The sequence below is a fragment of the Listeria swaminathanii genome, from assembly GCF_014229645.1.
In the GTDB taxonomy this organism is placed as follows: Bacteria; Bacillota; Bacilli; order Lactobacillales; family Listeriaceae; genus Listeria; species Listeria swaminathanii.
Genome location: NZ_JAATOD010000002.1, coordinates 226,323 through 244,996, shown reverse-complemented (window position 1 = coordinate 244,996; position 18,674 = coordinate 226,323). Strand labels below are relative to the sequence as shown.

Genomic DNA, 18,674 nt, shown 5'->3' with positions numbered 1-18,674 from the left:
TTGATAAACAGATTGGGGAGAATTTATTGTGTCTTTATACATGTTAGTATCAACATTTGCAGTGGCTTTTATCATTACGGTGATAGGTGTCCCACTATTTATACCATTCTTGGTGAAATTAAAATTCGGCCAAAGTATTAGAGATGAAGGTCCGAAAATGCATGAAAAGAAATCAGGAACACCGACAATGGGTGCTGTTGTATTCATTATCGCTATGCTCATCAGCTTTTTAGCCTTTTCATTCATCAGTGGTGAAGTTAGTGCGGCTACTTGGCTGCTATTCATTGCGCTGGCATTATTTGGCGCATTAGGTTTTCTGGACGACTACATCAAAGTAGTTCAAAAACGTAATCTAGGTCTTACTTCGAAGCAGAAGTTTTTAGGTCAAGTAGCGATTTCGATTTTATTCTATCTTGTGTATCATTTTAACGGCTTTGCGGAAACACTTAATATTCCATTCACGAATATAGAAGTGGATCTTGGCTGGTTCTTTGTTATCTTTATCTTGTTCTGGTTGGTTGGTTTCTCCAATGCAGTTAATTTGACGGATGGTTTAGACGGACTTGTTTCTGGTCTTTCTGTCATTGCTTTTTCTGCTTTTGGTATCATTGCTTTCTACCAAGAACAAATGGATGTCGCGATTTTCTGTTTTGCGATTGTAGGCGGTATGCTTGGATTTCTACTATTTAATAAAAATCCAGCGAAAATCTTCATGGGTGATACCGGTTCGCTTGCACTAGGCGGAAGTATCGCAGCAATTTCTATTTTAGTACATCAAGAATGGCTGTTACTTTTAATCGGAATTATTTTCGTTATTGAAACAGCATCTGTTATTTTGCAAGTGTTTTACTTTAAGGCAACTGGAGGGAAACGAATCTTCCGTATGACACCAATTCATCATCACTTTGAACTTGGCGGCTGGTCCGAATGGCGTGTTGTTTTAACGTTCTGGGGAATCGGATTAATCGGAGCAATTATTTCTGTCTGTGTAGTCATCTTTTAAATAATGCGCCGTAATTTTTTTGCGGCAAAAGCGTCTCTAGTTAGCTGTTTTTTTACAGAATCTGGTTGGCGCTTTCAGTCGTTTTTGTGAATCTCATAAATGCGACCGCCAATTTTGATATAAATGGGGGAACCAAAGGAAATGAAAAAAATTGAAATGTACCATCACAAAAAAGTACTTGTTTTGGGTCTTGCAAGAAGTGGTGTTAGCGCAGCGACAATTATGCATAAACTAGGAGCGTTTGTTACAGTTAACGATCAAAAACCTTTTAGCGAGAATCCGGAAGCACAAGGCTTGCTTGAACAAGGAATTAAAGTCATTTGCGGTTCGCACCCGATTGAACTTTTGGACGAAGGGTTTGAGCTTGTAGTAAAAAACCCCGGAATTCCATACAACAACCCAATGATTGAAAAAGCATTAAAACTGAAAATTCCAGTCATCACAGAAGTGGAATTAGCTTACCAAATTTCTGAGGCACCGATTGTTGGAATCACAGGAACAAATGGTAAAACAACGACAACAACGATTATTCACCATATGTTAAATGCACATAAAGAAAATAGTTCTTTACTAGCAGGGAACATTGGTTTTCCAGCATCCGCTGTTGCTGAAAATGCAACAAGTGATCAATATATTTCGATGGAACTATCTTCGTTCCAATTAATGGGCGTAGAAACGTTTAAACCACATATTTCCGTTATTACGAATATTTATGAGGCACATTTAGACTACCATACAGACCGTAGCGAATACGTTCAAGCAAAATGGCACATCCAAAAAAATCAAACAGCCGATGATTTCTTAGTAATTAACTGGGATCAAGAAGAGCTGAAAAACCTAACCAAACAAACAAAAGCGCAAGTTATTCCATTTTCAACGACACAACGTCTTGGTCAAGGAAGCTATGTGCAAAATGGGAATATTATGTTCAACGATGAAATTATCGGCGCACGTGATAATATCTTGCTTCCCGGAGAGCATAATTTAGAAAATGTTCTTGCTTCTGTTGCGGTTGCTAAAACGCTATCTGTTTCAAACGAAGAAATTATGCGTGTGTTAGAAACGTTCAAAGGCGTAGAACACCGGACGCAATTTGTGGTCGAATGGCAAGGTCGCAAATTCTATAATGACTCCAAAGCAACTAATATCCTTGCAACACAAAGCGCATTAAAAGGCTTTAAAAATCCGGTTGTTTTATTAGCTGGCGGATTAGATCGCGGCAATTCGTTTGATGAATTACTACCATTTTTCAAAAATGTTAAAACGTTAATTGTATTTGGTGAAACAGCGGATAAAATTGGCCGTGTTGGGAAAATTGCCGGCATTGACGTGCATTACGTGGATAATGTGGAAGCAGCTGTTCCGGTTGCGTATCGCGAATCTGCACCAGGAGATATTATCTTACTTTCACCAGCATGTGCGAGCTGGGATCAGTACCGGACATTTGAAGTTCGCGGGAATGCTTACATGGAAGCAATCAGCGAACTAATAGAAGAGGTGGAAAAATGAAAGTAGCAATAAGTGGTGGAGGTACTGGAGGACACGTTTATCCAGCGCTTGCTTTCATCAGAGAACTAAAAAAAATGCATCCAGAAGCGGAATTCTTATATATTGGCACCGAAAAAGGACTAGAAGCTGGTATCGTAAAACGAGAAGGCATTCCTTTCGAAGCAATTGAAATCACTGGTTTTAAACGTTCATTATCTGTTGAAAATATTAAAACAGTCATGCGTTTTCTGAGCGGTGTCAAAAAAAGCAAACAAATTTTACGTGATTTTAAACCTGATGTAGTTATCGGTACAGGCGGATATGTTTGTGGTCCAGTCGTTTACGCAGCCGCAAAACTGAAAATCCCAACGTTAATTCACGAACAAAATAGTGTTGCTGGCTTAACGAATAAATTTTTAAGTCGTTATGCTTATAAAGTAGCGATTTGTTTTGAAGAAGTAAGCGATTCTTTTGCATCAGAAAAAATTGTTTTTACTGGGAATCCACGTGCTTCGGAAGTTGTAGGTGTTGACTCAGAAGGAGCGCTTGAATCATACGGACTTATTTCTGGAAAGCCAACTGTGCTTGTCTTTGGAGGTAGCCGAGGCGCTCGTGGTGTGAACGAAGCAGTCGAGGCAATTTTACCAGAATGGAACAATCGTGATTTTCAACTGCTGTATGTTACCGGCGAAGTACATTATGAAAAAATAAAAGATGCTTTAGCCGAGCTACATTTAGGGAATCATATAAGTGTTCAACCATTTATTTATGATATGCCGAAAATTTTAAATGCAGTGACATTGGTTGTTTCAAGAGCTGGGGCGACCACGCTTGCAGAACTTACCGCGCTTGGGGTGCCAAGTATTTTGATACCGAGCCCTTACGTAACAGCGAATCACCAAGAATATAACGCGCGCGCATTAGAAAAAAATAATGCAGCAATCGTGATCACAGAAGCTGAACTACAAAATACGGATTTAATGGCGACCGTTGATTCCATTTTAAACGATGAAGCCAAATTAAATAGTATGAAATTAAGCGCCAAACAAATGGGACGACCTGATGCAGTAGCGAAACTAGTGGAAGCAGTTCTTAGCATTATGAAATAAATCGCAGAAAGGAGCGAATAAAATGGCGGAGAACAAACGAGTAATTTCCATTGAAAATCGTATACCCGAGCTAAAAAAATACCGCAAAAAGAAATTAGTACGACATCTAGCCATTTTAATCGGAATTTTTGCGATTTTGATAGCCATTACGCTCTATTTCCTTTCACCACTAAGTAAGCTTGATAAAATTTCCGTGAGCGGTAATAAACAACTTACCGAAAATGAAGTACGAAAAGAAAGCGGACTTAAAGTAGGCGAGTTTGTAGTTGGAATTCGAAATGGAAAAACTGAAAATCAACTCAAAAAAAATACACTCATTAAAGATGCGACCGTTTCTAAAGATGGCTTAAATGACGTCAAAATCAACATTACTGAATTTAAAACAATTGGCTACCAACAAAAGGATGGAAAATACTACGATGTGCTTGAAAGTGGCATTATGCTAACGGATCAACCACGACAATTTCCAATCGGTAATGATTTGCTTTTCCAAAACTTTGAAAACGGCAAAACGCTCGAAAAAATGGTAGCGCAAATTAATAAACTACCAAAAGAGGTCGTTAGCTCGATTTCTGAAGTGATTTACAGCCCGACCGACAGCGATAAAAGTCATATCGTACTCTATATGAATGATGGCAATCAAGTTTCCGCAGACATAAGTTCGTTTGCAGAGAAAATGCAACATTATCCAGCCATCGTCGCTCAATTAGCAAACGGTCAAAAAGGTGTTATTGATATCGAAGTTGGTTCTTATTTCCAAAGTTATTATCAACAAAACGCGGAGAAAAAAGCAGCTGAAGAAAAAGCCGAAGAGAAGAAAAAAGCAAACGAATAAACGTGCTTTTCGCTTCCCAACTTTTGGCAAATTTACAGGTAACAGATGTTTCAAAAAGGTAACAAAATGGTAACCGTTAACCAAGGGATACCAACACTTGTTCGCTTTTTGAATAAAATGAAAAAAATATCCTAAGAATTTGCCAAAAATTGTTCTTTGTGCTTTTATTACCTTCTTTCTTAGTGTAGACTGTAAATAAGTGATTTTGTATGTTAGGCAGAATGGGCAATCATTCTACACTAACGCCATAAAAATAAAGAAGTTTCATAGCATTTTCAAGCAAGTTAAAAAACCGGCTTTTGCTCGGTATAAAAAATGAAATAAATACATGTTAAATGACTAGAATAAAAGGAGGTGCCGATAAATGGGTGATAGCGAAATTTATGTAAGTTTAGACATTGGAACAGCTTCTGTGAAAGTAATCATCGCAGAAATGGCTGACGATAGACTCAATATTATCGGTGTTGGGAATGTCGAATCTTCCGGAATTAAAAAAGGAATCATTATCGACATAGACAAGACTGTAGAATCCATCAAAAAGGCAATTGAACAAGCAGAAAGAATGGTCGGCGTTGAAATTTCTCAAGTAATCGTTGGAGTAGTATCCAATCAGGTACACTTAGAGGCTTGCCGAGGAATTGTTGCAGTAGGTAGCGAAAATCGTGAAATTACAGATGAAGATGTCTGGAATGTAATGGATGCAGCTCAAGTTGTTCCTCTATCTCCTGAAAGAGAAATTATTAATACCATCCCAGATCAATTTGTAGTGGATGGATTAACTGGGATTACAGATCCACGCGGAATGATTGGCGTGCGTTTAGAAATGGAAGGCACATTAATTACTGGTTCAAAAACAATTTTACATAATACATTACGTTGTGTGGAACGTGCAGGACTTGAGATTTCTGATATTGCTTTACAACCACTTGCTGAAGCATCTATCTCTTTGTCAGAAGATGATAAAGAATTTGGAACAGCACTTGTGAATGTTGGCGCTGGAACTACAACAGTTAGTGTGTTCGAACAAGGACGACTAACGTATACTGGTGTTATTCCAGTTGGCGGCGATAACATTACGAAAGACTTATCACTTGGACTTAACACATCAACTGCCAATGCAGATCGTGTCAAATTAGAGCACGGTTATGCCTTTTATGATGATGCGTCTCCAGATGAAGTTTTTGCTATTGATGTTATCGGTAGTGATCAAAAACAACATTTTACACAAGTAGAAGTTGCAGACATTATCGAAGCACGTATGGAAGAAATTTTCCAATTGGTAGTGGAAGAACTTACACGCGCTGGTAAAACACATCTTCCAGGAGGCTATGTACTAACTGGTGGCTCGATGGCTATTCCGGGCGCAATTGATTTGGCTGGAAAAACATTAGCAGCACACGTTAGACTAGCAATTCCTGATTATATTGGTGTTCGTGAACCATCCTTTACAACCGCAGTAGGCTTAATTAAATATGCTTACCAAATGGCTGAATTAGAAGGACGCGACGTAAGCAGTTCAGCAAGTGAAGCGCGTTATGACGACGAAGCACCAAAACAAAAACAGCCAAAACCAAAACAAAAAAAATCAGATGACGAAAAAGTATCAACGAAAATGAAGAATTTTTTCGGCGCATTTTTTGAATAAAAGCGAATAGCTGGTAAGTCAGCACGAAAATCGAATCGTATAAATCGGCAAATAGGAGGCAATAATATGTTAGAATTTGACACTAGTTCAGAAAGTTTGGCAACAATTAAAGTAATCGGTGTTGGCGGCGGCGGTAATAACGCTGTAAACCGTATGATTGAGCATGGTGTTCAAGGAGTAGAATTTATCTCCGTTAATACAGACGCTCAAGCACTTAACTTAGCAAAAGCAGAAACAAAACTACAAATCGGTACAAAATTAACGCGTGGTTTAGGCGCGGGAGCTGTACCTGAAATTGGTAAAAAAGCAGCAGAAGAAAGCCGCGAACAAATTGAAGAAGCTTTAAAAGGTTCTGATATGGTATTCGTAACTGCTGGAATGGGTGGCGGAACTGGAACTGGAGCTGCACCTGTTATTGCTCAAATCGCAAAAGAAATGGGTGCATTAACAGTTGGTGTGGTTACACGACCATTCGGTTTTGAAGGACCAAAACGTACAAAACAAGCTCTAGTTGGATCAGAAGCAATGAAAGAAGCGGTAGACACATTAATCGTGATTCCTAACGACCGTTTACTTCAAATTGTGGATAAAAACACACCAATGCTTGAAGCTTTCCGTGAAGCAGATAATGTTTTACGTCAAGGTGTCCAAGGGATTTCTGACTTGATTGCCGTTCCTGGTTTAATTAACTTAGACTTTGCCGATGTAAAAACAATTATGACTAATCGCGGTTCTGCCCTTATGGGAATTGGTATTGCAACTGGTGAAAACCGTGCTGCCGAGGCTGCGAAAAAAGCTATCTCGTCTCCACTTCTTGAAACTTCTGTTGATGGAGCAAAAGGTGTCCTAATGAATATCACTGGTGGATCTAACCTTAGCCTTTATGAAGTACAAGAAGCTGCAGAAATCGTATCTAGCGCATCTGATGAAGATGTAAACATGATTTTCGGTTCTGTTATTAACGACGAACTACAAGACGAATTAATCGTTACAGTTATTGCGACAGGTTTTGATGAAGAGAAGCAAGCGCAACAACAAGCGCAAGCAAATCGTCGTCCAAACCAATCCATTCAAGTAAATCGTCCTAATTATGCTGTACAAGACGAACAACAAAATGATTACGCGCAAAACGCACCACAACAAGCAAATGCACCAGTTCATGAACAACAAGCTGAACCACAACAAAATAGTTCAGACGTTGATGTACCAGCATTTATCCGTAACCGTAACCGTCGCGGATAATACTTATAACACAAATTCACCCGGCCACTTTTAAAGCTTTGCCAAGTGACCGGGTATCTGATTATAACAAGAAGTGTTTTAAATAAAAGGCTTCGGGAATTATATAAGGTGATTAAAAATGACAAAACAAGCTAATTTAGAAAAAGTAACGACACAAATCGAGCATGCCTGTGAAGAAAGTAATCGCCAGCCGGAAGATGTAACGTTAGTAGCTGTTACGAAAACGATTGATGTAGCTGGAATCACGGAGCTTTATGATTTAGGTATTCGCCACTTTGGTGAAAATCGTGCCGATGTTTTCCTAGAAAAAACAGTAGAACTTGCAGATAAAGACGACATTTGTTGGCATTACATTGGTTCTTTGCAAACGCGCAAAGTAAAAGATGTGTTACCACAAATCGATTATTTGCATTCGCTTGATCGATCATCGCTTGCAAAGGAAATCGAAAAGCGCGCTACTAAACCAGTTAAATGTTTTCTGCAAGTAAATATTTCTGGCGAGGAAAGTAAACATGGTTTTTCAAACGAAGAGGCATTATCTTTTTTACAAGAAGCAGATTTTACGTTTATTGAGATTGTTGGTTTAATGACAATGGCACCTATTACAAATAGCGACATAGAGCTGCATCACGTATTTCATGAGTTAAAGCAATTGCAGCAAGAAATTCATGCGCTTCAGTTAAAAAATATTCCATGTACAGAGTTATCTATGGGGATGACAAACGACTACGGAATTGCGATTACAGAAGGTGCAACATTTATACGAGTAGGAAGAGCTTTGGTGAGTGACGATAATATGGAGGTGTAACAAATGGGACTATCGAATAAATTTAAGTCTTTCTTTTTCTTAGATGAAGAGGAAGAATATTATGAAGAAGAAGTAGCGAGGGAACCTGAACCTATGCAAAAGAAAACGAAGAAAGAAAGACCTAATAAAAACCGTTTTTATGCTGTAGAAGAAGATGATGCGAAGGTGGTTAGTATGCAGGGAGCTCAGTTTTCTAGTCGGATGGTACTTGCGGAACCGCGTGTATATGCAGAAGCACAAGAACTTGCGGATTACTTAAAAGAATATAAATCTGTTGTTGTAAACTTGCAACGTATTAGTCATGATCAAGCGACGCGTATTGTCGATTTCTTGAGTGGTACAGTTTATGCATTAGGTGGAGATATTCAACGTGTTGGGAATAATATTTTCTTATGTACTCCAGACAATGTGGAAGTGGATGGCTCTATTTCCGAAATGCTTGATGAACAAAACTTTATGTGATGAAATAGAGGTGTGAACTAGATTGCAAAGTATTTTATATCAAGTGGTGGAAATCATTTTATTTATTGTTAGATGGTTGCCAACACTCATGTTTATTTATTTCTTGATGAGCTGGTTCCCGGGTGCAAGAGAGTCGAAAGTTGGCCAATTGCTAGCACGCATTTTTGAACCGATTTTAGAACCCTTTAGAAGGATTATTCCGCCGATTGGTATGTTTGATATTTCGTCCCTTGTGGCTTATTTCATTTTCCAATATGCGATGAGAGTCCTAACTGGTTTAATTCAAGTATATGTTATTCCAATGTTATTTTAAGAAGCGCACCCGTTTTTATATGGGTGGCTTTTTTTATAATGAAGCAAGATTAGCCTAGTAGCAGTGTTTTCATGGTATAATAAAGCAAATAAACTTGGCACGGATTGAAAGGGAGAAATTATGATGGATGGAATTTATCAGCATTTTCGCGCGGAAGAATACGCATTTATTGATAAAATTTTAGGGATTACAATGCAAGTGGAAAATGAATATACGCCGCAGTTGACGGATTTCTTGGACCCGAGGCAGCGTTTTATTACCGAAACCGTTATTGGTGGCTATGAGCAAATTAATGTCCAATTTTTTGGTGGGGTGGCGCACGCGGAACGTCGTCGCGCGCTGATTTATCCTGATTATTACACGCCGACAGAAGCTGATTTTGAGATTGCGTTGTTCCATATTCGCTACCCGGTGAAATTTACGACACTCACGCATCAAAAAATCCTTGGAACGCTAATGTCGCTTGGTATGAAGCGCGATATTTTTGGCGATATTTTAAATAATGGCACCGAATGGCAGCTATTAGTAGAAAGTTCGATGAAGGATTATTTAACATTACAGTTGGAAAAGATCGGTAAAGTCAACGTGATGCTAGAAGAAACTGATTTGGCTAATGCGGTTTATGCACCGGTTGTTTGGGAAGAAATGGGTTTAACCGTTTCTAGTATGCGACTTGATGTGATTATAAGTAATGCGCATCATATTTCACGGCAAAAAGCGAAACAATTGGTTGTCGCTGGGCTTGTTAAAGTAAATTGGAAAACCGTGGAAAATCCGGATTTTGAATGTGAAGAAGAGGATGTTTTATCTGCGCGGGGATACGGGCGAGTGAAGGTGCTCTCGACTGGGGGCAGAACGAAGAAAGATAAAATTCGCATCGAAATTGGCTATTTAAAATGAAAAACGAAAGCAGTCGCTGCTTTCGTTTTTTTGTTAGCTTAATTGGAGCATTCTTTCTAATGCTTTTAATGCAAATTTGGTTGTTTCTGCATCAACTTTTATTTGGTTACGTTGTTCGCCGTTTTGGATGGCTTCGAGTGTCCAGAGCAAATGTGGTAAATCGATCCGGTTCATGGTCATACACGGGCACATAAATGGGTTGAGCGAAACGATTTTTTTATCCGGATTTTCTTGGCTAATGCGACCGACCAGATTGGCTTCCGTACCAATGGCCCATTCTGTACCGGGTGCTGCATTACGTATTTCTGTGACAATTTTTTTCGTTGAACCTGAATCATCTGCTAACGAAACGACTTCATGCGTACACTCTGGATGAACGATAATTCGCATAGCAGGGTGATTTTTACGAATGTTTTCGATATTTTTAACTGTGAAATGTTGATGAACAGAGCAGTAGCCTTTCCAAAGAATAATTTTACAATCGTCCAAATCACCTTCGTATTCCAGTTCATTTTTAATCGGGTTCCAAATCGCCATATGTTTGAGGGGGATGCCTAGTTCAAATGCAGTGTTCCGGCCTAGATGCTGGTCGGGAAGGAAGAAAATGCGTTCTTTTTGTTCAAGCGCCCATGAGACAATTTTGGTTGCATTACTCGATGTAACGGTTGTACCGCCGTGTTCGCCGACGAAAGATTTAATTGCAGCTGTCGAATTAATATAAGTCACAGGTAAAATCGTATCGCCAAAAAGCGTTTGCAATTTAGGCCAGGCATTTGTTAATTGGTGAATGTCTGCCATATCCGCCATCGAACAACCGGCGCGCATATCTGGCAAAGTAACTATCTGTTCGTTTGTCGTAAGCATATCCGCCGTTTCTGCCATAAAATGAACCCCGCAAAAAACGATATGTTTCGCTTTTTTATTACTTGCAGCAATTTGCGCTAATTGTAAAGAATCGCCAATCGCATCTGCAAACGGAACGACCTCATCTTTTTGATAATGGTGGCAGGGGATAAAGAGATCTTCGCCAAGCTGGGCTTTAATTTCCGTGACGCGAGCAATCATTTCTGTTTGCGTCATGTGCTTATAACGAGTCGGCATTGTGTCTTGTTCGACCGTTTCCAGTAAGTTCATGCCATTCTTCCTCCTTTGCTATTAAAACTAATGTCGAGCGCGCGAACAGAATGGGTTAGCGAGCCTAAAGAAATATAATTTGCTCCAGAACCTTTATAGCTATTAATATTGTCCAAAGTAATATTACCGGAAATTTCAGTAGTAATATGCGCTGGAACGAGCTTAACGAGCTGCTTGATTTCTTCTGGTGTGCGATTATCAAACATAATAATATCTGCGCCAGCTTGGACGGCCTCTTTCACTTGTTCTGGTGTTTCCGTTTCGACTTCGATTTTCACCATGTGTCCTAATTTCTCGCGGACAGTAGCTACAGCCGCGGTAATGCCGCCAGAGAAGGCGATGTGGTTATCTTTTAGCATAACGCCATCATATAGACCATTACGATGATTAAAGCCGCCACCGGTCTGTACGGCATACTTATCAAAGGCGCGAAGACCGGGTGCTGTTTTTCGTGTATCGCAAATGCGAATTGCCGGATCATCCAGCTGTTTGATGGCTACATTCGTTTGGCTAGCAATTCCGCTCATTCGTTGCATTAAATTTAAAATGACTCGCTCACCAGAAAGTAGTGTGCGCACGGGAGCAGTCACGGTTGCGATAATATCTCCTTTTTTGACCGGATCACCATCTTTTTTTAAGGCTTCAAACGCCACCTTGCCGCCGAGGATTTCATATACTTTTGGCGGGATAGCAACCCCACAAAGAATACCAGTTTCCTTAGCCAGAAAAGCGCCTTCCCCAATCGTATCACTAGCAAAAATAGTCTCTGCACTTAAATCATATTGACCAATATCTTCTAATAAAAATGCGTGAATAGCTTGATTCATAAGTATTGAGTTCATTTCATTACTCCTTTTAAAATTCGATGTGCGCCGAGGCTTTCGGTTCGTTTGAGGGCACTTTCGGCGATTAATTTTGCAGTAACAAGCATATGGCTGATTTCAGCGGCTTCGCGGGTGTGGTTGGCGTAATCAAATGCAGCTATCCAGCGAAGAAATTCCGTGATTTTCTCTGGTTTTCGAGTAATCCCCAACGTTTCCCAAATTTTCTCTTGCAGCAGCTGTTTATCTGGTAAGTGGGGGGCTTTTGCTTGGCTAGTGAGTGGGATGGCTGGATTATTTTGGGGCTTGGTTTCCTGTGTGCGGATATATTCAGCAACTTTCTCGCCAAAAACAAGTGTTTCAAGAAGCGAATTACTAGCGAGACGATTGGCGCCGTGCACACCCGCATTTGCCACTTCACCAATCGCGTACAAACCAGGAACATTGGTTTTTCCGTGAAGGTCCGTTCGAATCCCCCCCATTAAAAAATGTGCGCCTGGATGAACTGGAATTCGTTTCGTTTCGCGAAATGGTACTTGGTGGGCGTCTAAACTCGCAGTGATTGCCGGAAAACGTTCTTCAAAATGAGCGACCGCATCAATATCTAGGAATATATCATTTCCAGTTTCAATTTCTTCAAAAAGTGTTGCTGCAACCACATCGCGCGGTGCAAGATCAGCCATTGGATGAATATTGGTCATCACCGCTGAACCGTCCGTGCGAACAAGTGTGGCTCCTTCACCGCGAACCGCTTCAGAAATAAGCTCATGACAACGCCCATTTAGGAAGAGTAAAGTTGGGTGAAATTGAATAAATTCCATATCGGTCAATTTCGCGCCAGCCCGGTAAGCAAGCGCCAATCCATCACCAGAAATCGTTGCCGCATTAGTCGTAACCGGAAAAAGTTGCCCCAGCCCGCCACTTGCTAAAATAATATGCTCACCGTAATAAGTATGTAACTGATTTTCCATATCTAAACAATGAACGCCAATCGCGACATCGTTCTGTTTAATAAGCTCGATGGCCATTTGTTGCTCTTGCCAGTTAATATTCGTCAATTTTTCTTGTAAAAAAGTAGTGAGAAATTTGCCAGTTTGATCGCCGCCGATATGTAAAATTCGTGGCAGCCTGTGCGCGCCTTCTAAACCGAGCAAAAGTTCGCCGTCCTTCTCGTCAAATGTCATGCCTTCTTCCATTAATTTTTGGATTACAATTGGGCCACAAGTAACGAGTTGGTTTACCGCACGGACTTTATTATGAAAACAACCCGCTTGGAATGTATCGCTAAAATGTTTTTTCGGAGTATCGCTTTTTGACACTGCTGCAGCTACTCCACCTTGAGCGAGCATGGAGTTACTCTCTTCTTTCTGACTTTTTGTGATTATTGTCACATCATAGTCCTGCATTAATCTGAGGGCGGCCATACAACCAGAAATACCGCTCCCAACTATAATCACGCGTTCTTTTGACATTATTTCCACCTCTTGCATAGTAGGTTTGATTAATTGTATACTTCTTAGTGAGTATACAGTTGTCTTGTCATCTATAATCACACAAAACAAAATGAATTTCAAGTATAAAATTTCGGGGGAGCGATAAGGAATGATTTACTTTGACCATGCAGCAACAACGAAAATGAGCGAGGCGGCACTAAGCGTTTTTATAAATGCATCAAGAGAGTTCTTCGCTAATTCGGAAAGTTTACACGATGCTGGGACGAAAGCAGCCGCTCTTTTAGAAAAGTGTCGTGGCAGTTTTGCAGATATTTTGAATGTTTCAGTGAGGGGAATTATTTTTACAAGTGGTGGCACGGAAAGCAATCAAATCGCGATACAAACATTGCTACATACAAGTGAGAAGAAAGAAGTGTTAGTGAGTCCGTTAGAGCATGCTTCTATTTGGCAACAGCTAGGTGCTTTAGAGCAAGCAGGGGAATGTCGGGTGAAAATTTTGCCAGTCGATGCTTTTGGTCAAGTAAGTCCAGCAGTTCTGAGCAAAATGATTTCTGCGGATACCGGGCTTATTATCATTCAACATGTGAATTCGGAAATTGGCACCATCCAACCCATTGCGGAATTAGCGCATATTGCCAAACAAGCAGGCGCTTATTTTCATACAGATATCGTTCAATCATTCGGAAAACTAGCTTTGGATTTAGGGGACGTAACTAGTTTTAGTATATCGGCACATAAAATTTATGGACCAAAAGGGGCGGGGCTTCTTTTTATAAATCCAGATATTCCCCTGCAAGCTGCTTTGCCGGATGTTCACCATGAATTTGGCTTTCGAGCGGGGACTGTAAATGTTCCAGCAATTGCTGCCTTTACGACTGCCGCCTATGATATAATGGAAACTAGAGAAAAAGAAGTGAGGCGGATTGCGGAACTTAAAATGGCGATTTGTGAGACGTTGACAGCGCGAGTCAAGGTCGAAGGGGGACGAAATACATCTCCGTTTATTCTAGGATTGACTTTACCCAATATGCAAGGGCAAGAAGCATTACTGGCATTAAACGAAGCGGATATTCAAATTTCGACAACGAGCGCCTGTAGTTTGCGGGACCCAGCGCCATCCAAAACATTAATTGCTACCGGGAAAACAGAAGAAGAAGCAAGCCGATTTATTCGCTTGTCCTTTGGAAACGAAAATGAATTAAGCGATAGTATTATTTTTAAAGAAGAAATCGACAAATTACTACGAAAAAGGTGAGGAAATGAAGAAAATTTTAGGTGATACGCGTCGGCAACTCATTTTAAAATGGTTAAAAGAAGCCGAAGCCCCGATATCAGGCAATCAACTTGCGAGCAAAACAAACGTTAGTCGTCAAGTAATCGTTCAAGATATTTCTTTGCTAAAAGCTGGCAATGAGCCGATTATGGCTACACCACAAGGATATATTTATGCGAAAGAAACAGGTTATACAGGAGAACGCCGAGTTATTGCGGTCAAGCATACGAAAGAACAAGCTGCCGAAGAACTAAATATTTTGGTGGATCACGGTGTTTCGATTATTGATGTGATTGTCGATCATCCGATTTACGGCGAAATTACCGCGTCACTGCATTTGAAAAGTCGTTTTGATGTTGAAAAATTTGTTAAAAAAGTACAGACAACTGGCGCAACGATGCTGTCAGGGCTAACGGACGGAACCCATTTGCACACGATTGAAGCAGATACGAAAGAACAATTAGAACTGGCGATTGCCGCGTTAGATAAAGCTGGAATTTTAATCTAATCATTTTTCAATATAAATTCTAGGAAAAAGCTAGTAACTATGGTAGAATGTATGTTAGGTATTTATAAACAAAAAGTCGTATGGAGGTGCTAGATATGCCATTATCGCCGCTGGATATACATAACAAGGAGTTTACCCGTGGTTTTAGAGGTTATGACGAAGACGAAGTAAATGACTTCCTCGATCAAATCATTAAAGATTATGAACAAGTTATTAAAGAGAAAAAGCGTATTGAGGACACTTTAGATAATAGTGAAGAACGTTTAGCTCATTTTACTAACATTGAAGAAACATTAAACAAATCATTAATCGTGGCACAAACAGCTGCCGAGGAAGTAAAAGCTTCCGCTGAAAAAGAAGCAAAACTTATTGTCCGTGAAGCAGAAAAAAATGCTGATCGTATTTTAAGCGATTCTCTTTCTAAAGCACGCAAAATCGCGATTGAAATTGAAGACTTAAAACGCCAATCCAAAGTATTCCGTGAGCGTTTACGTATGTTAGTAGAAGCGCAAATGGATTTAATTAAAAGCGAAGATTGGCAACAAATGATGGCTTACGATGTGGATGCGACAGAACTTGCATCTATCAAAGAAGTTGAATCTCAATCAGAAGAACGCTAAAAACAATTATTAGAGACAAGTACATTTTTTAGATAAAGGATACGAAGCGAGTTGGTAAATGGTGCGAGGCCAGCTATCCTCTAGAAAATCGAAATCACTCTTTAGTTCTAACCCGAAAAAGCAGCCGCTTGAGTAAGTGTTAGCGCGAGCCAGCGTTATGGCACTAATGAAGTGGGCAAGCAGTTTGAATGCATGTCAACAAGGGTGGTACCGCGAATCTCGTCCCTTTTTGGGAGAGATTTTTTTGCGTTTAAAAATAAAGTTTTAAAGGAGAATAAAACATGGAATATAAAGATACGTTATTAATGCCGAAGACAGACTTTCCGATGCGTGGAAATTTACCAAACAAAGAACCAGAATGGCAAGCAAAATGGGAAGAAGAAAAGCTATACGAAAAAATTCAAGAAAAAAATGCTGGGCGTCCGACGTACATTTTGCATGACGGACCTCCTTATGCAAACGGCGAGCTTCACATGGGGCACGCGCTAAACAAAACAATTAAAGATATTATCGTTCGTTATAAATCAATGGCTGGCTTCAGTTCCCCGTACGTTCCGGGTTGGGACACACACGGACTTCCAATCGAAACAGCTATCGCGAAAAAAGGCGTAAAACGGAAAGAAATGTCTATCGCTGAATTCCGTAAACTTTGTGCTGAATACGCGATGACGCAAGTAGAAGGTCAACGCACAGGCTTCAAACGTCTTGGTATTAATGGCGACTGGGAAAACCCATATATCACGCTTTTACCAGAATACGAAGCAGAACAAATCAAAGTCTTCGGTGAAATGGCGAAAAAAGGCTACATCTACAAAGGGAAAAAACCAGTTTATTGGTCTCCTTCAAGTGAATCCGCGCTTGCAGAAGCAGAAATCGAATACCAAGATAAAACATCTGCTTCGATTTTCGTAGCTTTCAAAGTAACGGACGGAAAAGGCGTACTAGACGAAGGAACAAATATCGTTATCTGGACTACAACACCTTGGACAATCCCTGCCAACATGGGTATTACTGTTAATCCTGATTTGGATTATGTAGTAATTGAATCCGCTGGTGAAAAATATGTTGTAGCTGAAGCACTTTTACCAAACCTACGTGAAAAATTAGGCTTTGAAGATGCGACTGTTGTTAAAACGGTTCGTGGTTCTGAACTAGACCGCGTTGTAACAAAACACCCATTCTATGACCGTGATTCCTTAGTAATGAACGGTGAACACGCTACTGCAGAAGCTGGTACTGGTGCGGTTCATACGGCTCCTGGACACGGGGAAGATGACTTTTTAATCGGGAAAAAATACGATTTAGAAATTCTTGCTCCTTTAGATGATCGCGGTGTGTTTACAGAAGAAGCACCAGGATTTGAAGGCGTATTTTATGATACAGCTAACAAAATGGTAACGGAAAAATTAGAAGAAGTGGGCGCATTACTAAAAATGGAATTCATCACTCACTCTTATCCACATGATTGGCGTACGAAAAAACCAGTTATTTTCCGTGCAACAGCGCAATGGTTTGCTTCGATTGACGCATTCCGTGATGATTTACTCGCAGCTGTTAAAGGTGTTAACTGGACTCCAGCTTGGGGCGAAACACGTCTATTCAACATGGTTCGCGACCGCGGCGACTGGGTTATCTCTCGTCAACGTGCATGGGGCGTTCCACTTCCAATTTTCTATGCGGAAAATGGGGAAGCGATTATCACAGACGAAACAATCAGCCATATCTCTGAACTTTTCCGTGAGCATGGTTCGAACGTTTGGTTTGAACGCGATGTCAAAGATTTATTACCTGCTGGTTTTACGCATCCAGGTAGCCCGAATGGCGAATTTACAAAAGAAACGGATATTATGGACGTTTGGTTTGATTCTGGTTCAAGTCATCAAGCGGTTCTGAATGCTCGTCCTGAATTAACTCGTCCAGCTGATTTATATATGGAAGGCTCTGACCAATATCGTGGTTGGTTCAACTCATCGTTAACAACTGCTGTAGCAATCACTGGTGAAGCGCCTTATCGTAACGTATTAAGTCATGGTTTCGCTCTTGATGGCGAAGGTCGCAAAATGAGTAAATCGCTTGGAAACACACTTCTTCCAGGCAAAGTAATTAAACAACTTGGTGCGGATATTGTTCGCCTTTGGGTTGCTTCTGTGGATTATCAAGCCGACGTTCGCGTTAGTGATGAAATCTTGAAACAAGTATCCGAAGTATATCGTAAAATCCGTAACACAATGCGTTTCTTACTAGGAAATATCAATGATTTCCAACCAACTGTAAATGCAGTTTCTTATGAAAACTTACGTGAAGTAGACAAATACATGCTAATCAAATTAAATGATTTAGTGAAAAATGTGAAAGATAGCTACGAAGCTTTCGAATTCTCTACTATTTATCACCAAATCAACAATTTCTGTACAGTTGAGTTAAGCCAATTTTATATGGACTTTGCCAAAGATGTTGTCTACATTGAAGCAGCAGATAGCCATGATCGTCGCGCGATGCAAACTGTTTTCTATGAAGCAGTTGTTACGCTGACAAAATTACTTGCGCCAATTTTACCTCATACTACAGAAGAAGTTTGGAACAGTTTGATTGGTGAAGGCGTTGAGAGCATTCATTTACAAGACTTGCCAGATGTGAAAGTATTAGCTGATAGCGAAGAAATTACAGCGAAATGGGACGCGTTCATGCAAATTCGCGATAACGTCCAAAAAGCATTAGAATTCGCTCGTAACGAAAAACTAATCGGTAAATCAATGCTTGCAAAAGTAACGTTATACGTGGACGGCGAAGCGAAAACATTGTTTGATTCATTAGAAGGTGATTTCGCGCAACTATTCATCGTATCTGATTTTGAATTAGTTGAAGGCTTAGAAAATGCACCAGAATCTGCATTCAAGTCGAATCAAGTTGCTGTTCAAATTACTGTTGCAGAAGGCGAAACTTGCGAACGTTGCCGCGTTGTGAAAAAAGATGTTGGCGTAGATCCGAAACATCCAACTTTATGTGGCCGCTGTGCTGATATTGTTGTAAACCACTACGAAGCATAATGCGCGCTTGGG

At 40.2% G+C, this 18,674-nt stretch carries 17 protein-coding genes and 1 other annotated feature; of the genes, 14 read left to right on the top strand and 3 right to left on the bottom strand.

The genetic code is table 11. The features are described 5' to 3' along the window. Positions 1–28: 28 nt before the first annotated feature. The 10 genes from mraY (at position 29) to HCX62_RS08330 (ending at position 9,805) form a co-directional block, all read left to right on the top strand. Complete coding sequence (gene mraY, locus HCX62_RS08375; protein ID WP_185638408.1) at positions 29–1,003, top strand: phospho-N-acetylmuramoyl-pentapeptide-transferase; 975 nt, start codon at positions 29–31, stop codon at positions 1,001–1,003. Positions 1,004–1,144: 141 nt separating this feature from the next. Continuing rightward, positions 1,145–2,512, top strand: a complete 1,368-nt coding sequence (murD, locus tag HCX62_RS08370; RefSeq protein WP_185638406.1) for a UDP-N-acetylmuramoyl-L-alanine--D-glutamate ligase — start codon at positions 1,145–1,147, stop codon at positions 2,510–2,512. Beyond that, on the top strand, positions 2,509–3,600 hold the full coding sequence (gene murG, locus HCX62_RS08365) for an undecaprenyldiphospho-muramoylpentapeptide beta-N-acetylglucosaminyltransferase (protein WP_185638404.1): 1,092 nt from the start codon (positions 2,509–2,511) through the stop codon (positions 3,598–3,600). The genes murD and murG overlap by 4 nt, the downstream gene beginning before the upstream one ends. Positions 3,601–3,622: 22 nt before the next feature. Then, the gene (locus HCX62_RS08360; protein ID WP_185638402.1) at positions 3,623–4,435 is read left to right on the top strand and encodes a cell division protein FtsQ/DivIB; all 813 of its coding nucleotides are present in this window, start codon (positions 3,623–3,625) and stop codon (positions 4,433–4,435) included. Positions 4,436–4,799: 364 nt separating this feature from the next. Next, on the top strand, positions 4,800–6,080 hold the full coding sequence (gene ftsA, locus HCX62_RS08355; RefSeq protein ID WP_185638400.1) for a cell division protein FtsA: 1,281 nt from the start codon (positions 4,800–4,802) through the stop codon (positions 6,078–6,080). A 66-nt stretch (positions 6,081–6,146) separates the two neighbouring features. Then, entirely contained in the window at positions 6,147–7,322 is a 1,176-nt protein-coding gene (gene ftsZ / locus HCX62_RS08350) for a cell division protein FtsZ (RefSeq protein ID WP_185638398.1), read from the top strand. A 118-nt stretch (positions 7,323–7,440) separates the two neighbouring features. Then, positions 7,441–8,130, top strand: coding sequence for a YggS family pyridoxal phosphate-dependent enzyme (locus tag HCX62_RS08345; protein ID WP_185638396.1), 690 nt, complete (start codon positions 7,441–7,443; stop codon positions 8,128–8,130). 3 nt (positions 8,131–8,133) lie between these two features. Further along, positions 8,134–8,592: a cell division protein SepF gene (locus HCX62_RS08340; RefSeq protein WP_185392150.1), complete on the top strand. Its 459-nt coding sequence runs from the start codon at positions 8,134–8,136 to the stop codon at positions 8,590–8,592. 22 nt (positions 8,593–8,614) lie between these two features. Further along, a complete protein-coding gene (locus tag HCX62_RS08335) occupies positions 8,615–8,905 on the top strand; it encodes a YggT family protein (RefSeq protein ID WP_185638394.1) in 291 nt (96 codons plus the stop codon). 123 nt (positions 8,906–9,028) lie between these two features. Continuing rightward, complete coding sequence (locus HCX62_RS08330) at positions 9,029–9,805, top strand: YlmH family RNA-binding protein (RefSeq protein ID WP_185638844.1); 777 nt, start codon at positions 9,029–9,031, stop codon at positions 9,803–9,805. A 33-nt stretch (positions 9,806–9,838) separates the two neighbouring features. Here the strand turns inward: HCX62_RS08330 and nadA are convergent, their stop codons facing one another. From nadA to nadB, 3 genes are read right to left on the bottom strand one after another with little or no spacing between them, the layout of a single operon-like run. Next, complete coding sequence (gene nadA / locus HCX62_RS08325; protein WP_185638392.1) at positions 9,839–10,939, bottom strand: quinolinate synthase NadA; 1,101 nt, start codon at positions 10,937–10,939, stop codon at positions 9,839–9,841. Continuing rightward, positions 10,936–11,781, bottom strand: coding sequence for a carboxylating nicotinate-nucleotide diphosphorylase (nadC, locus tag HCX62_RS08320; protein ID WP_185638390.1), 846 nt, complete (start codon positions 11,779–11,781; stop codon positions 10,936–10,938). Before nadC ends, nadA begins: the two co-directional genes overlap by 4 nt. Then, positions 11,778–13,232, bottom strand: a complete 1,455-nt coding sequence (gene nadB / locus HCX62_RS08315) for an L-aspartate oxidase (protein ID WP_185638388.1) — start codon at positions 13,230–13,232, stop codon at positions 11,778–11,780. The genes nadC and nadB overlap by 4 nt, the downstream gene beginning before the upstream one ends. Before the next feature lie 130 nt (positions 13,233–13,362). Between nadB and HCX62_RS08310 the strand changes: the two genes are divergently transcribed. The 4 genes from HCX62_RS08310 to ileS all read left to right on the top strand — a co-directional run bounded on the left by HCX62_RS08310 (position 13,363) and on the right by ileS (position 18,662). Beyond that, complete coding sequence (locus HCX62_RS08310) at positions 13,363–14,469, top strand: cysteine desulfurase family protein (RefSeq protein WP_185638387.1); 1,107 nt, start codon at positions 13,363–13,365, stop codon at positions 14,467–14,469. Between the two features lie 4 nt (positions 14,470–14,473). Then, entirely contained in the window at positions 14,474–14,995 is a 522-nt protein-coding gene (locus tag HCX62_RS08305; protein ID WP_185638385.1) for a transcription repressor NadR, read from the top strand. Between the two features lie 95 nt (positions 14,996–15,090). Next, positions 15,091–15,615: a septum site-determining protein DivIVA gene (gene divIVA / locus HCX62_RS08300; protein WP_008948332.1), complete on the top strand. Its 525-nt coding sequence runs from the start codon at positions 15,091–15,093 to the stop codon at positions 15,613–15,615. Then, positions 15,612–15,845, top strand: a binding site (T-box leader). (Overlaps the previous gene by 4 nt.) A gap of 51 nt (positions 15,846–15,896) precedes the next feature. Further along, positions 15,897–18,662, top strand: a complete 2,766-nt coding sequence (ileS, locus tag HCX62_RS08295; protein ID WP_185638384.1) for an isoleucine--tRNA ligase — start codon at positions 15,897–15,899, stop codon at positions 18,660–18,662. Positions 18,663–18,674 lie beyond the last annotated feature (12 nt).

Excerpts from the sequence above, each read along its gene's own strand:
- murD (WP_185638406.1), top strand. The coding sequence starts at position 1,145 with ATGAAAAAAATTGAAATGTACCATCACAAAAAAGTACTTGTTTTGGGT.
- murG (WP_185638404.1), top strand. The coding sequence starts at position 2,509 with ATGAAAGTAGCAATAAGTGGTGGAGGTACTGGAGGACACGTTTATCCA.
- HCX62_RS08360 (WP_185638402.1), top strand. The coding sequence starts at position 3,623 with ATGGCGGAGAACAAACGAGTAATTTCCATTGAAAATCGTATACCCGAG.
- ftsA (WP_185638400.1), top strand. The coding sequence starts at position 4,800 with ATGGGTGATAGCGAAATTTATGTAAGTTTAGACATTGGAACAGCTTCT.
- ftsZ (WP_185638398.1), top strand. The coding sequence starts at position 6,147 with ATGTTAGAATTTGACACTAGTTCAGAAAGTTTGGCAACAATTAAAGTA.
- HCX62_RS08345 (WP_185638396.1), top strand. The coding sequence starts at position 7,441 with ATGACAAAACAAGCTAATTTAGAAAAAGTAACGACACAAATCGAGCAT.
- HCX62_RS08340 (WP_185392150.1), top strand. The coding sequence starts at position 8,134 with ATGGGACTATCGAATAAATTTAAGTCTTTCTTTTTCTTAGATGAAGAG.
- HCX62_RS08330 (WP_185638844.1), top strand. The coding sequence starts at position 9,029 with ATGGATGGAATTTATCAGCATTTTCGCGCGGAAGAATACGCATTTATT.
- nadA (WP_185638392.1), bottom strand. The coding sequence starts at position 10,939 with ATGAACTTACTGGAAACGGTCGAACAAGACACAATGCCGACTCGTTAT.
- nadC (WP_185638390.1), bottom strand. The coding sequence starts at position 11,781 with ATGAACTCAATACTTATGAATCAAGCTATTCACGCATTTTTATTAGAA.
- nadB (WP_185638388.1), bottom strand. The coding sequence starts at position 13,232 with ATGTCAAAAGAACGCGTGATTATAGTTGGGAGCGGTATTTCTGGTTGT.
- HCX62_RS08310 (WP_185638387.1), top strand. The coding sequence starts at position 13,363 with ATGATTTACTTTGACCATGCAGCAACAACGAAAATGAGCGAGGCGGCA.
- HCX62_RS08305 (WP_185638385.1), top strand. The coding sequence starts at position 14,474 with ATGAAGAAAATTTTAGGTGATACGCGTCGGCAACTCATTTTAAAATGG.
- divIVA (WP_008948332.1), top strand. The coding sequence starts at position 15,091 with ATGCCATTATCGCCGCTGGATATACATAACAAGGAGTTTACCCGTGGT.
- ileS (WP_185638384.1), top strand. The coding sequence starts at position 15,897 with ATGGAATATAAAGATACGTTATTAATGCCGAAGACAGACTTTCCGATG.